Origin of the sequence: Bacillus sp. KS1, assembly GCF_020075515.1 — a bacterium.
Lineage (GTDB): Bacteria > Bacillota > Bacilli > Bacillales > Bacillaceae > Bacillus > Bacillus velezensis.
The window spans coordinates 195,863-211,617 of record NZ_JACAWW010000015.1 but is presented as its reverse complement, the minus strand read 5'-3'; the positions used below and the strand labels follow the sequence as shown (position 1 = coordinate 211,617).

2 protein-coding genes are annotated in these 15,755 nt (G+C 44.2%); both read right to left on the bottom strand.

The window, feature by feature from the left end:
- Positions 1-12: 12 nt before the first annotated feature.
- Positions 13-7,017 carry an SDR family NAD(P)-dependent oxidoreductase gene (locus HWY38_RS08435; protein ID WP_224181655.1) on the bottom strand — a complete coding sequence of 2,335 codons (7,005 nt, stop codon included), beginning with the start codon at positions 7,015-7,017 and terminating at the stop codon, positions 13-15.
- Positions 7,010-15,715: a type I polyketide synthase gene (locus HWY38_RS08430; protein ID WP_224181654.1), complete on the bottom strand. Its 8,706-nt coding sequence runs from the start codon at positions 15,713-15,715 to the stop codon at positions 7,010-7,012. Before HWY38_RS08430 ends, HWY38_RS08435 begins: the two co-directional genes overlap by 8 nt.
- Positions 15,716-15,755: the final 40 nt, after the last annotated feature.

Genomic DNA, 15,755 nt, shown 5'->3' with positions numbered 1-15,755 from the left:
CTTTTCTTTTCTTTATAATTCTTTGAAATCAAGTAAAGGAATCAGCAATTCTGACTCTTCCTTTTCTGGAGTTTCTCCATTGTCGATCCAGCATTGTTCCTTATTGAATATAATCGGAGAAAGCGGGTGTCTTTTTGTCTCTCCATATCCTAATGTGAGATGGCTGTCGCTCAATATCATATGTGCGTTCGTGCCCCCGAATCCAAAAGAACTGATTCCGGCTCTCAAAACCCCTTTTCTGGGACGCCATTCTTTTAAAGACGTGTTCGGAAAGAATGGCGACTGATCAAATTTAAAACGCGGATTTGGCGTTTTACAATGTAATGTCGGCGGGAGCATCTGATTTTTTATGGATAAGGCAACCTTTATAATACTCGCTATCCCCGCTGCGCTCATTAAATGTCCGAAATTCGTTTTTACGCTGCCCACTCCGCAAAATTGCGTTTCTTCCGTAACCTCCCGGAACACTTCTGTCAGCGCTTTTAATTCAATCGGATCTCCTATCATCGTACCGGTGCCATGCGTCTCGACATAACTGAGAGTATCTGCATCAATTCCGCCTTTTTTCAGGGCTTTTTTTATCACTGCGCTTTGCGCTTTCGGATTAGGTGTTGTCATTCCCATTGTCTGTCCGTCATTATTAACCGCGGATGAGTCAATTACCGCGTAAATTCTGTCACCTTCGGCAAGGGCGTCATCAAGTCTTTTCAAAAGGACTGCGCCGCATCCCTCTCCCGGTACAAATCCATCTGCCTTCTCATCAAATGTATGACACTTTCCTTCAGGTGAAAGCGCCCGAGCCTCACTCAGCATGACGTAAGGTTTTTGATCCAGCAAAATGTCAACCCCGCCCGCAATCGCCATATCTGACTCTTTTGACATCAGGCTCTGACAAGCGAGATGGACGCTGACCAATGAAGAAGAACAAGCCGTGTCTACAACCAGATTCGGTCCTTTCAGATTAAAAAAGTGTGAGATATGCGCGCCTATGAAATTTTGTCCTATACCCACGATCGTATTTTTTGAAGGGGAACCTATTTTGGACATAAACGTCCCGGTCCGCGAACCGATGAAGACGCCGACTTCTTTGTTTGATACTTCTTCTTTTGTATAGCCGCCGTCTCTCAATGTCTGGACGCTGACCTCAAGGCATTTTTTGATTAACGGATCAAGCTCTGATGCCTCACTTTTGTTCATATTAAAAAACGCGGGATCGAAAGACTCAATATCTTGAAGAAATCCGCCCCACTTACTGATACTTTTTCCCTTTTCATAGGTGTCAGAGTAGTATGAAGAAATATCCCATCGCGACGCCGGGACTTCGCGGACACTATTTTGTCCTTTCTTCAAATTTCTCCAGAACGTTTCTGTGTCCGGAGCATCCGGAAACTCACAGCCCATTCCGATAATAGCGATTTGGTTCAGACTGGTTTGTTGTATTTGAGATCCGCTGTCCCGTACTTCGGAAGCATTTTGATTTATATATTGCTCTTTTTTCCGAATCTCAATGTTTTCTGAATCAATTTGAGGACTGATCCCCTCACTTGCAAATAATTCGTTTAAATAGACGCCCAGTTGTGAAAAACTCGGATACTCCAGAAAAGCTGATGGTTCAATTTTTATTTGAAATGCATCTTCCGCTTTTTTGACAAGCTGAACCAGTAAGATTGAATCAACTCCGTAATCCGCAAAAGACGTATCCTGATCTAAATTCTCGTAAGGTATTTTCAGCTCCGCGGAAAAAATCTCCATTAACTTCCTGATCATAGCTTCATTGTCTCCCTGACCAGAGATCTCTTTTTCTTCAGCATCCTGGTTATTTATAGCAGCTTGAATTCTTGTCTGAAGCAGCTGCTCCAGCTTGAATTTCTCCGGATGTGTCTTTGCCGGTATAAGGCAGGGGTATCCGTTTATCGTCATCATTTCATCCAGCATGGCAATACCTGTTTCTGTTGAGTGTGAAAGTAAACCAAGTGCCTGATATGATGGACTTGTCACCTCGCCCATCCCAATGTCCCTCCAGCTCGGCCAGTTAATTGATTGATAATATGTTCTGCCGGCTGCATGCTGATATGCCGCAAAGTAATCCATGAAAGCGTTCGCTGCGGCATAGTCACTTGTTCCGGCGCCTAATAAAGGAAAGGCGCTCGCAACAGATGAAAACAAAATGAAGAAATCAAGTTTGTCATCAATAAAAATGTCATGGAGTACCTGCATCCCCTGTACCTTTGGCTCAAATACTTCTCTTATTTCTTGATCAGATTTATGAATAAAAGCCGGATTCGAATGATTGGCTGCACCAGCGCAATGAATCACCCCGCCGATTTTGCCGAACTTCATTCTCACCTTTGAAAAGAAGCGTTGTAATTTTTCTTTTTCCGTGAGCGGCCCGGAATACACTTCCACCTGAACTCCCTTTTGATCCAACTCATGCAGCAGTTGTAATTTCGAATAAAGAGGTGACTTTTCATCGGTGTCTTTTAACATGCCGGCTATTTTATCAGATTCCGGAAGGTCGGTTACTCCCATCAACACAAGTTTTTTGACTCCCTTGCCGGCATAATGTCTGGCAAGTTCTGCTCCGATCCCTCTTGTTCCCCCTGTAATAACCAGGGTTTGATCCGTACAGCATACCGGCAGGCCGGATAGTTTCCGGTTTATTTCCGCTGCATGTAACTTCTCGACGTATGGAATATAACGTTCACCGTTCCGGTAGCAGATTTCACTATACAGCCCGTCAGCGCAAGCTTCATCTGTGATTACCTGTCTCAATTCCGCCGCAGTCCCGACATGCCCGTCTACATCTATTGTTTTTGATTTTATCTTTTGATACTCCGCACTCAGCATTTTATATAGTCCGGCTGTTTCGGCTCCGGCTAACGACGGCTTGTCATTCAGAAATGCCTGCAGCCCTCTGGTCACATGTAAAACGAAAAGCTGTTTACGTGTCTTTATGATTTCCTGCAGCAGTGTCAGCTTCCCGATTGTGCCGGTGTGTGCCCCGTTTTGATCACTCCGCAAATCTGACAGGTCAATCATGCCGATGATTTCCGGATTTTCTTCTATGACTGCTAGAGCCGTTTTTTCGGCTTCCCCATCCGAATGATCCCAGTTATCTGCGCAAATGACAGCGGGTTCAATCAGAAGATCTGAATCAAACAATTCGAATGCAAGCCGCTCACTTTCACTATTAGCCAGGATCATCACCTGTCCTTTCGTAAAAGCGGAAGGCGCAGCCTTTTGTTTTTTCCACGATTTTTTTAATACATCAAATGATAAGTCAATCGGTGCATGGGACAGACTTTGCGGTACACTTGTTTTTTTCTGTTTCTGTGCTGCTTTTGCGGCAGGCACCCAATATCTGTTCCGTTCAAAAGGATATACAGGAAGAGAGATAAGCTTCGGTAATTCCGAAGTGTACATCTCTTCCCATTCAACGTCTCCTCCGTTCACCCAGTGAATGGCCATATCTCTTGCATTTTCAAAGTGAGCGGCTGACAGGGCACCCTTTTGACCAGCGCCTCGGCGGGCCTTTCCCCTATATAAACCGTTTACCTTCTGATCTGACCGCAAATACATCGTCAGCTTATTGCGAAGATCGTCAATGCTGCTAACCTCAACAGCGAGCCGCTCTTCCATAGCGTTTCTCCCGGTCTGCGAAGTGTACGCAGCATCAGCTAGTGACGTGTTTGGCTCCAGTTCTTTTATATATGCATCAATCAAGAGTCTGAGCCGTTCTTCATTTTTGGCAGAAAGCAGAATAATTTGCGTCTTGTTGCTCTGTACCGTTTCCATCTTTTCTTCATTCTTATACTCTTCGATGATAATGTGAGCATTAGATCCTCCAGCGCCGAAAGAACTGATGCCTGACCTTCTGGCTTGATTTTGCGGCGTCTCCCAATCGGTCAGTTCAGACTGCACGTAAAACGGTGTTTCCCCAAAATCAATATTAGGATTTAAGTTATCGGAATGAAGGGAAGGAGCAAGCTGTTTATATTTCATTTGCATCAGCACTTTTGTGATAGAAGCAATTCCCGCCGCAGCCTCTAGGTGTCCGATATTTGACTTAACCGACCCAATTGCACAACGATAATCGCTTTTCGAGCTGTGCAAAGCTTTGGTTAAACCTGAAATTTCAATCGGGTCTCCCAAAGATGTTCCGGTGCCATGCGCTTCAATATAACTTATGCTGTCTGCATCAATCCCCGCCTTATCAAGAGTTTCACTGATGACGTTTGCCTGCTCGCCCGGATTTGGCACAGTGTATCCGTTTGTTTTTCCGCCGTGATTTACAGATGTTCCCTTAATCACACCGTAAATCCTGTCCCCGTCATCCTTCGCGGCAGAGAGCGGTTTCAAAAGAACGGCCCCGACTCCTTCTCCCGGCACATATCCGTCTCCTCCCGCTCCAAAGCTTCTGCAGCGCCCATCGCTTGAAACAAAATGATTTTGTGAAAGCAAAGTATATTTATCCGGGTGTAAGGATAAATTCACTCCTCCGGCTATAGCGAGGGTGGATTCTCCCCTTTTCATACTTTCACATGCAAAATGAACAGCAGAAAGTGAAGAAGAACACATTGTATCAATTGCAAGGCTGGGTCCGTGCAGGTCAAAGAAATATGATACCCGGTTTGCGATAGACGAATAAGAAGACAGGAGCGCCTGACGTTCCTCATCATCTGAAGCACCGGCTGCAAATAACTGATAGTGGCTGTAGGTGACACCGACAAATACACCTGTCTTATGCCGTTTCAACTTTTTCTTTGTGTAACCCGCATCTTCAAACGTGTGCCACGCTGTCTCTAAAAATAACCGTTCCTGAGGATCAATTAACTCGGCATCACGGGGCGAAATTGAGAAGAACAGCGGATCGAATTTATCAGCGTCTTTTATAAACCCCCCCCATTTGCTGTCATGACGGGCATTGTCACCTGTGTGATAATATTTCCGAAAATCCCAGCGCTCTTTCGGTATTTCCGTTATACAATCTTTTCCGGAAGAAATATTTTCCCAAAACTGTTCCACATCCTTCGCCATCGGGTAGCGGCCGGCTATACCGATAATTGCAATATCTTCCTCGGAAGGTGCGGATGGTATGCGGGAAACGGAAAGCTTCTCTCGTTTCGCCGGCGCCGAATGATCAATTCGCTGTTCGGCTGCCGGTAAAAACGCCTTCTTCAACTCATGATGATAGTGTTCAAGAAAATACTCTGACAGCTCTTCAACACTGCTGTATTCAAAGAAAAGAGTCTTAGACACTCTTCCAAAATATTTTTCCAGACGGGCGTTAAGACCTAAAATCGTTAGAGAATCAATTCCGTAACGGTCAAATGGATCCTCGGGTAAAATACTGTCCGCCGGTCTTCCCGTTTCCGCACCGACGATCTCTGTCAAAAGACGAACCGTTTGCTTTTTCAGATCTTTTTCATTTAATTGCGGCAGATTACTGTTGTTTTCAGGCACAGTCTCTATTTCTTTATGATCCGTTGAGAGTAATTCACTTATTCTATCTTTGTCTCCGCTGATAACAGCCAGCTGAGAAGCAGAGCGGCTCATACTGTCCTGAAAAGCGGCAAGCCCGGCTTGGGCGGATAAAAGTTCCAGCCCTGCATGTCTTAAAGCTTGCAGCTCTCCCGGCCCGACTGTCATATTCCCCGCATCCCATAACGGCCAATTAATAGAAAGTGTTTTCCCGGGACGTCCCTTAATGCTTCGATACTGGGTGAATCCGTCCATATATCCGTTAGCGAAGGCGTAGTCGCTTTGACCCGCATTAGGCAGAACGGCCGAAAGGGACGAAAACATAACGAAGAAATCAAGAGGCTCTTCTTCAGCTGCTTTATCCAGCCAAACGGTTCCGAATACTTTAGGCGCTATAACTTCTTCTATGCTTTCTTTCGTTTTTTTTATGATAAATGCATCCTTAACAAGTCCGGCGCTGTGCAAAATTCCGTTTAATTCTCCGAATGTCTGCTTAATGTGCTTCATTAACGCGGCCGTCTCTTTTTCCTTTGAAATATCTGCCGGGACATATAAGGCTTCAGCGCCAAGATTTTCAAGAGCGCTCAATTTTTGCGCCGTTTCACGGGAGGCCGGGGAACGGCCGGTTAATACCAGCTTGACTTCTGCCTGTTTCGCCAGATATTCCGCAAACAGGTACCCGAGACCGCCGGCTCCTCCCGTAATTAAATACACACCGTTCTTTTTTACACTGAAACTATGTTTCTCCCCATCTTCTTTTTTTACTCTTTGAAGCTGCCTTTTATAATAATGGCTCGGCTCATAACAGGTAACGTGGTTCGTCTTACATTGATTGTTCCATTCAAAAGAGATGACATCTGCAACATGCTGCTTTGTAAACGGCTCGTCAAACATTGATTTCAGCTCTGCAGCCTTACATGTGAAATTCGGATTTTCGGCCTGTACGGTCTTAAGAAAACTTTCAACCGCGTTATAAATCGGCTGAACCTCGCCCTCGGCATTTTCATACAGATACAAAATTTCTGCTTTCGGACAAAGTTTGTTCGCCATGAAGGCCTGAAACATGTGAAACAAGGAAAACAGACTTTTATTGAGCTGCTTTCTCATTGCATCTTCTGTATTTTTGAAGAGCCCGGCAGCCAAAAAATGAATAATATGGCGGGGTCTTATATTTTGAGAACGCAGAACCCCGCATAACGCATCATAATCCTCACCTTTTGCAAAGTTCATTGTAAAACGACCGTTCCGGCAATCTTCGAAACGCTCGCCGGAAGTCACGTAAATGAAAGGTGCCTCATAGCCTTCAAGCTGCCTCTTCATTACGGTATACATGCTGTCGTCTTCGCAAAAAAATAAAATTGGCTCTTTAGTATGCGGGAATTTTTCACTGCCTTTAAATTCATGTCTATCCCATACCATTTCATATAGATGGGTTTTCCCCAAGCTCTTAATTAATTCCAGCCCTTCTTCAGGCGTCAGGCTGCATTCTTTCACCTTTTTCACGATTTGCTCAATTTGCATCGTTTTTTCATTCATGGAAAAGCAACTCCTCTATCAGCTCTGACGTCTCTTTCGTATTCATCTCACCTGTTTGTGCTTTTTCAAGAAGCGACATGATTTCTCCATCTGCTGTATCTTTATTTGAGTTGTGAAGCTCAGTACCCGAGAAAGCCTCAGCCTTCTGCGCTTCATCTTTATTTAAATGAATCCAATGTCTGTTCTTGCTGAAAGGATAAAGAGGAAGAGACAGTTTAACCGGTTTGAGTTCCTCCTCATACAAGTCTTCCCAGCTGATTTCACAACCGATCGTCCACAACTGAGCCAGTTTGGCCGGCTTGTTTTGCTGAATCAGTGATTGAACATATGCATGACCTTCGGGGCCGCCGAATAAAGGAGCGTACAGACTATCAAAATCCGTTACATTTCCTTCATAAACACCTTGCAGCCTGCTCCCCTGGATGTAACCGTTTAATTTTTCAAGAAGATCTCCGGTATTCGAGCAAGTGATCGCAAGGCGGCATTCAAATGGTTCCCTTCCGGTTTGCAGCGTATATGCTATTTCTTCAAGAGTGATTCCGGACTTTTCTCTAAAATTGCCGTTATGCGGTTTATCAGCTGATCGATTCCGGATGCTGCTGATATAGCGGCACAGCTCGCTCAGGGTCATTAATTCCTGAAATATGTCTAGTGATATTTCTGTGCCGTACATTTGGTTTATATAAGAGATTAATTCGGAATAAGCCAACGGATCAAATCCGAATTCAGAAAGAGGTGTCTTTGCATCTATATCTGCGGTATCTAAACGCAGGATACCCGCTGCCGCTTCCCGAACCGCCTCTTGCAAATCACGTTCCTGCACCTCTTGCTGACTGAATTGAACTGATAGTTCTTCATGTAAAAACGTTGTTAACTCTTTGGCTTTAACCATCAGCCTTTCCTTTGTTTTGGCCGATAGAACAATGATTTGTTCCCGCTTGGCAGTTACTGCTTTATCTTGGCCGTATTCAAATTCTTCCACGATGACATGAGCATTTGCCCCGCCGAATCCAAAGGAACTGACTCCCGCGCGGCGCGGAATTTCATTTCCTTTTCGATCTATTAATCTGGCCCACTTCATAGTTTTATTGACAATATGAAACGGCGTTCCGCTTAATTGAATGTAAGGGTTCAGTTCCTTGACATGTAGTGTGGCAGGCAGTGTTTTATACTTCATGGATAGTAATACTTTAATCAGCCCCGGCATTCCAGAGGCGGGCTCTAAATGACCGATATTCGTTTTTACTGAACCGATGCCGCAATATTGATCATGATTCTTTCCTGAATGCGGCTCAAAAGATCCAAACGCTTTTTTCAAGCCTTCAATCTCAATCGGATCTCCCAGTTCTGTCCCGGTTCCGTGTGCTTCAATATAAGATATCGTATCAACAGGAATATCGGCATTTTTGTAAACAGACGTTAACAGTTCTGCCTGAGCTTCCGGGTTCGGAGCGGTCAATGAAGCAGATCTTCCTCCGTGATTTTCTCCGGTTCCTCTCAGAACTCCGTAAATATTGTCTCTGTCATTCATTGCCGCTTGCAATGGTTTCAATAACAGAACAGCTGCACCTTCACCGCGGACATAACCGTCGGCAAGTTTATCAAACGTCTTACACCGGCCATCCCTAGACAAAATACCGAGTTTATCAGTATACATATGCGTGACTGGATCTAAGAGCAGCGAAACCCCGCCTGCTACCGCCAGCTCACTTTCACCATTTTGAATCGAGCGCACAGCTCTGTGGATTGCTACAAGACTGCTTGAGCAGGCTGTATCAATGGACTCACTCGGACCTCTGAAATTAAAATAGTGGGATACACGATTGCTGATGAGCGCCTGGCTGTTTCCGGTTCCCGCAAACGCATGCGCCCCGTCCGAATGCCTCATCAGCAGCTGGCGGTAATCATTAAATTGAATGCCCGTAAACACCCCGATATTTTTGCCAGACAGCTTTGAAGCTTTGTAACCCGCATCTTCTATCGCTTTCCAGGTTTCCTGCAAATAAATTCTGTGCTGAGGATCCATGAGTTCTGCTTCCCGCGGATTAATATTGAAAAACGCCTCATCAAATTTATCGGCATCTGTGATAAAGCCGCCCCATTTCGAATGTACTTCGCTGCTTCCTTTGCCTTCGGCGTATTTTTTCCAATCCCAGCGATCCGGGGGAATTTCCTGAATCAAATCTTTTTCATTGATTAAATTGATCCAGAACTCATCTGCATTTTTTGCTCCCGGAAAAACACAACTCATCCCGATAATGGCAACTGGCTGCTTCTCTGGATGATGGTCAGCCTGTCTTGTTGTCTTTTTTTCAAACGGAAAACTTCGCGGCGGCTTCACGGTTTTCCCGGTGGTTTTCTCGGCGTGCACTTTCCTTTTTTCAGAAATGTTTTTTTCTGCATCCGTATTCCCTTTTGCAACAGTACGCAGTTCACTGTTTAGAAATTCTGAAAGAGACTTAATATGGCTGTAAGTAAAGAAAACGGCAGGTGTCAGCTTAAGCTTGTATTTTTTATTCAGTCGGACAGCTAATGTTTTCAAACTGATAGAATCAAAGCCGAGATTGCCGAAATTCTCTGCCGTATCCAGCTGTTCAATGTTAATTTTCAATAATTCCGATACCATTTGCTTCAGTTCTTCCAGGACATTGTCTGCAGACACCGGTGCTGTATAAGAAATTTCCTCTTGACGAACCGGAAGCGTATTTACTTTTTGATGCGGCAGATCTTTTTTTGCTGGTGTTGTTCCGGCATCCCCGGTAACAACCGAAATTTGCGGGCAGTCACTTGCCAAAATCGTCTCAAAAGCCGCTATCCCTTCTTCCGTTTCCAAATAATCAAACCCGGATGCGGAAAGATATGCTTCTTCAGCTTCTTTGTTTAAATGCATTCCGCCTTTACGCCACAACGGCCAGTTAATCGAAATGCTCTTGCCTTGTCTCTCTTGCCGGCGGCTCTGTTCGAATCTCCAATTTATATATTGATCTTGAAAATAATTGCCCAACGCATAATTAACCTGTCCAAAATCTCCGAAGACCGAAGAAATAGAAGAAAATACGATAAAGAAATCAAGCGGCTCATCTTTCGTTAATTCATCTAAGCATACCGTTCCTTCAATTTTAGCAGTCATGCCTTCTGAAAAATCAGTCAGATTCATCTCTGTAAATAACCGATCATCGGCATGACCAGCTGAATGAATAACACCTTGAATGGAGCCCCAAGTCCGTTTCGTTTCTCCTATGACCCGTCCCATCGTCTTTTGATCTGCGGCATCAGCTTGATAATATACAGCATCTCCTCCAAGCGCCTGCAGCCGGTCAATGTTATGGCGTTTATCAGCAGTTAACGGTGACCTTCCCGTCAATACTAATTTTGCTTGATACTGAGAGGCTAAATATTTTGCGAAAATCAGGCCCAGACCGCCCAAACCGCCCGTTATGAGGTAAACCCCTTTCTGTTTCAGCTGATGAGAGTGCTCTGTATGATTGAATACATACTCCTTTAATGTCTTAACATACCTCTTGTCATTTATATATTTAACTTCTTCCGCCTGCTGTTCCATGCCTGAAACCATTTCGTTAAGACAAAATTCAGCCCTTTTTTCAATTGATATACATTCTGAAAAACCGATTGACTTCACATTCTCTGCGGATGGCACCAACATATTTGCCGTTTTTAAACAGCCTGCAAGAGCGCCCGTATACGGATCATTCACGCCTTCTTTAAAAGAGTGAACAAGAAGCAAAGAATGAAGATAAAGAGAGGCGTCACTGCGGGCGCTCAGGGCTTTTAATAAATAAAAAATTGATTCCAGGCCGCTGAGAAGGTGGTCACCCGCGTAAAATGTTTCTCCCGTGTGTAAGATGACATCAGGAGCAAACCCCTTTTTCTCCAATTCTTCGAATAAACGAATGTAATCTGACGTCACTTCCGGGTTTACACAGAATGTCAGCAGATTTTGATCGGTCTGCCGCTGATCCGGCGTGACGAGAATGACACGGCTGTCTGATTGATTTTTCAGAGCTTCAGCTAATGCTTCATCTTTTGCAAAGACCAGAATTGTTTTTGGCTCCCTATCTTTGATTTCAATCAGAGGGTTTTTTTGATCCCACTTATGCTCATAAAAACGCACATTTTTATTAGGCTTTTCGCCAAAAACCAGCCCGTTCAGTTCCATCAAAATCCCGCCGGCATTGTCTAATACATACACATCATAAGCCGAATCGCTTTCTCCAGTTTGTTCCGCATATACATAAACGGGTTCAGTCTCATGATCAAAAATCGTACATTCTTTAATGTGTTCCGGGAGCTCTCCGGCATTTTCCCCCGCAAGGTATATGACGGCTTGATATACGCTCTCAATAACTTCCGGTTTGATTATGCACCCTTTCGGCCCGGCCTTTGCTTTTATCTTTAAAAGCACCTGTCCGTTCCTGCTGACGCAGTGCTCTGCCGCTTTAAGACTGTCACTGCAGCTGTATCCGAATTCGGCAAGCCGCTGATAAAACGCTTCGTACGGTATGCGGTCTGCATGCTGAGACAGGAACGGCTCAAGATGAATATTTCCGTTCTCGTACGCCCCGCCTTCTAATTCGAGCCGCCCTGAGGAATAAATGGATGAGTCGCTCTGTTTTTCTATAGAATACGATGCACCCTGATTATCCGGGGTTAATACAATCCGGATCTGCTCATTGCTTCCGCTTTGTAACATCGGTTCTCTAAAGGAGAGCTCTGTTAATTTAATAATCGGATTCCCTGAAGCCATCGCTCCGGCAGCTCTCGCCATTTCAATCTGGCTGAGAAACGGAAACATTTCCTTGTCTTGATACTTTGTTTTTATATACAAACCGGTATCGCTTACATTGATAAGAAACTTCTGTGCTTTAAAATCAGATATATTGCATGAAATGTAAGGATGCAGATCGTTATTTACGTTCATCCGGCGGCTTCCCGTATTTTGCACATCTATTCTGCATAGCTCTTTGGCAAATGGATATCCGGGTGCTGAAATCCGTCTCAAAGTGACATCTTTATAAAGTGACGGCCAATCTACTCCGTTACCGCCAACCCAGTATTCAGCAATCTTCACAAGATCCCTGTTTGCGGCTGCTTCTTCAATCTCAGCTTTGTTCATCCTTTGAGCTGCTGTTGTGTCTTTGCCGCTTGTAAAAATATGATCCATCGCGTTTCCGAGAGTATAATCTGTCAGTCCTTTAAGCAATTCATCTTTTGTAGAGGCGATAACAGCCAATCTGTGCGGCATTTCTTCTCTGCCGGTTTGTAAAGTAAATGCTGTATTTCTAAGTGTTTCTAATGGATAATCTCTGGCTGCTATATGTTCTTTTGCGCGTTTTGCATATTCTGCCAGCCTGTCGGCATTTTTTGCAGAAAAAACAAATAAAAGCTGTTCAGGTTCTTCAGCCGCGAGAGGAGAGATAGCTTCATCCGCAAATTCTTCTAAAATAACATGGGCATTAGCTCCTCCTGCCCCGAAAGAACTGATTCCGGCACGCCTGGGAACGGATGACTCCCATTTTTCGGCACTGTCCGGTACATAAAAAGGTGTTTTTTGAAACGGTATATTTTCATTCAATTCAGCAGAATGAGTCAGTGACGGAACAATTGTTTTATGTTTCATTTGAAGAATAACTTTCGTAATGCCCGCTATGCCTGCAGCAGCCTCAAGATGTCCGATATTTGATTTAATCGACCCGATCGCGCATGTCTTCTTATCACGTTCGGCACCTGAAAATGCTTTGGTCAGACCGGTGATTTCAATCGGATCTCCTAACGCGGTGCCTGTTCCGTGAGCCTCTATATAGCTGATGCTTTTTGGATCAATAAACCCTTTTTTTAAGGCTCTCGTAATGACCTCACTTTGAGCTTTGGGATTCGGCACGGTATATCCATTCGTCTTAGCACCGTGGTTGATGGCTGTTGCCTTAATAACTGAATAAATCTGATCACCGTCGGCAATAGCCTTTTTTACGGGTTTCAGCAGCACGGCACCTGTCCCTTCTCCCGGCACATAGCCGTCTCCTCCTGAACCGAAGCTTCTGCATCGGCCATCACTGGATAAAAATCCGCCTTGAGTCAGGAGTTCATATTTATGAGGATGAATGGATAAATTGACGCCTCCTGCAATTGCAATTTCACATTCATTCCTGATTAAACTTTCACAGGCAAAATGAACAGCCGTTAATGATGAGGAACACATCGTGTCCAAAGCAATACTTGGCCCGCTGAAATTAAAGAAGTAGGATACCCGGTTGGCGATTGATGCATATGAGGAAGAAACGGCCGCTTCGTGACCAACGCTGTACAGCTGATATTGGCCGTACATAACCCCTGCAAAAACACCGACGTTTTTTCTTTCAAGCGTTTTCTTTGCGTACCCCGCATCTTCTATGGTGTGCCAAACCGTCTCTAAAAACAGTCTCTCCTGCGGATCAATTAATTCAGCTTCGGCAGGAGAAATATTAAAGAACAACGGATCAAAATGATACACATCGTCAATAAATCCCCCCCATTTGCTTTGGTTTTTTACTTCATCGCCCGCTGCGGGCTGATAGTGCAGCCCCGAATCCCACCGATCCTTAGGTATCTCAGTTATACAGTCTTTACCGTTCAATAAGTTTTCCCACAGAGTATCAAGATCATTTGCCATCGGGTAACGTCCGCTGATACCGATAATCGCGATATCATTGTCATGATACTTCTCCTGCTGCACCTGATTTTTCATCTGGATTTTCTGTTTCCCGTTAACTTCGGCTGTCTGTTTATTGTCTTTTTTCTTCTGAGATGGGATGCTGCTCCTGTTTTCTCCTAACCTGAGTTTATGAAGAAGAGTATCCCTGTGCTCCTCAACGAAATACTGTGACAATTCTGCCGCAGTCTGATATTCGAATAACAGCGTTTTTGAGAGCGCGCCGAAATGTTTTTCAAGCTCATTCGTCATATTGATAATCATAACGGAATCAAGTCCGTATTTTTCCAATGCCTCTTCTGCATCTATTTTGTCCGCAGGCATCCTGAATTCTGCAGCAATCATTTTTATAATAAAATCAGATGTTTCAGCTGTCAGTTTCTCTGAATCAAATGATTCGATATTTCTCCCTGTTCCTTCATCTGCCTGAATATTGTCTTTTCGTTCATATAATTGATGAACATGATTGTCAATTTGCTCATCTCCGTAAAATACAGTAAATTGCGAAAAACCGGAGGACAATGCGACTGCAAACGCTTCTTTACCTTCTTCTTTTTCTAAAGGATAAAAACCCGCCTTTTTCATTGTCTCTACCGTTCGCTCATCCACTTGCATGCCGACTTCTTTCCACAGCGGCCAGTTCAGAGAGAGAGAAATCGTATCAGAATGCTGGGCAGAACGCATATTCATGAAATGATCCATATAACTGTTTCCAAACGCGTAATCAGATTGCCCGACATTTCCCAACACTGCGGAAGTAGAGGAGAAGCAAATGAAAAAGTCAGGATTTTCTTTCTCAACAGCATCATTCAGCCACATCGTACCCAATACTTTCGGTCTGATTACCTGATCGAATTCCTCTCGTGACTTGTTAAGAAGGAAAGAGTCACGGATGATTCCCGCGCCCTGAATGACCCCGTTTACTTTTCCATAAGAAGTTTTGGCTTTTTTGACTACATATTCGGCTTCTTCCTTATTGGTAATATCAGCCTGAACATAAACAGCTGAAGAACCGGCATCCTCTAATCGTCTCAGCTGTTTTCTTATATGATCTGAAAGCGGAGATCTCCCCGTTAAAACAAGGCAGCATTTTGTTTGAAAAGCCAAATATTCTGCAAAGGTAAATCCTAATCCGCCCGCTCCGCCCGCGATAATATATACTCCATTTTCTCTCAGCGGCACATCGCCGCTTCCGGAATTTTTTTCGGGTTCATACGTTTTGAGCTGTTTGACATAACGCTGCATGTCTTTATAACGGATCTCTACATCTGAAGGCTGGAAATCACTCAGCTCATTGCGTATGATATCAGCTGCGTGAACGGCAGCTATTGACTGCTCCATTTCAATGCTTTTTGCTGAGATTAACGGATTTTCCAGCTGCAATGTCCGCAAAAATCCGCTTGCCGCCGCGTAAAGAGGCTGTTCTCCGGAAAGATGCGAAAAATATCCATATAACAGCTTGATCGGTTTGCGGCAGTTATTTTTGAAGAGCGCCTGTTGCAGTAAAAACAAAGAATAGACTCCGCTGTCGCATTGTTCACGAATCGCTCTCTCTGTCTTTTCAAATGGCATGTCTGACCATAAATGCACCGCTTCCCGTATATCTGACTTCTCTTCTTCTATAAGCCATCCTAACAGGTTTATGTAATCTCTTTCAGAGCGGGGGTCGATTTCAAACACACCGTCCCCGGTTTTTCGAAACTCTTTCCCCGGCTTAACCAAAATAACCCTTGTATCATGCAATGCAGCAAGTTCTTTACTCACATCTTCATTTTTATCAAATAATAAAAGGCTGCCCTCACGTCGGCCGCCTTTTACGTGAATGCTGAGATCTGTCCGCTGCCAGACCGTCTGATAATATATCGACTGTCCGTTAACCCCTGCGGAATGAGAACCAAGCTGCTGGATCCGCTTTACTCCTTCTTCCAAAGAAATAATGCCGCTTTCTATGTCAGAAAGTACTTTTTTTCTAATATGACGGGCTTCTTTCATAAAAATCTTCATCCCCTTTACAAATGGCACTGCCGCAAAA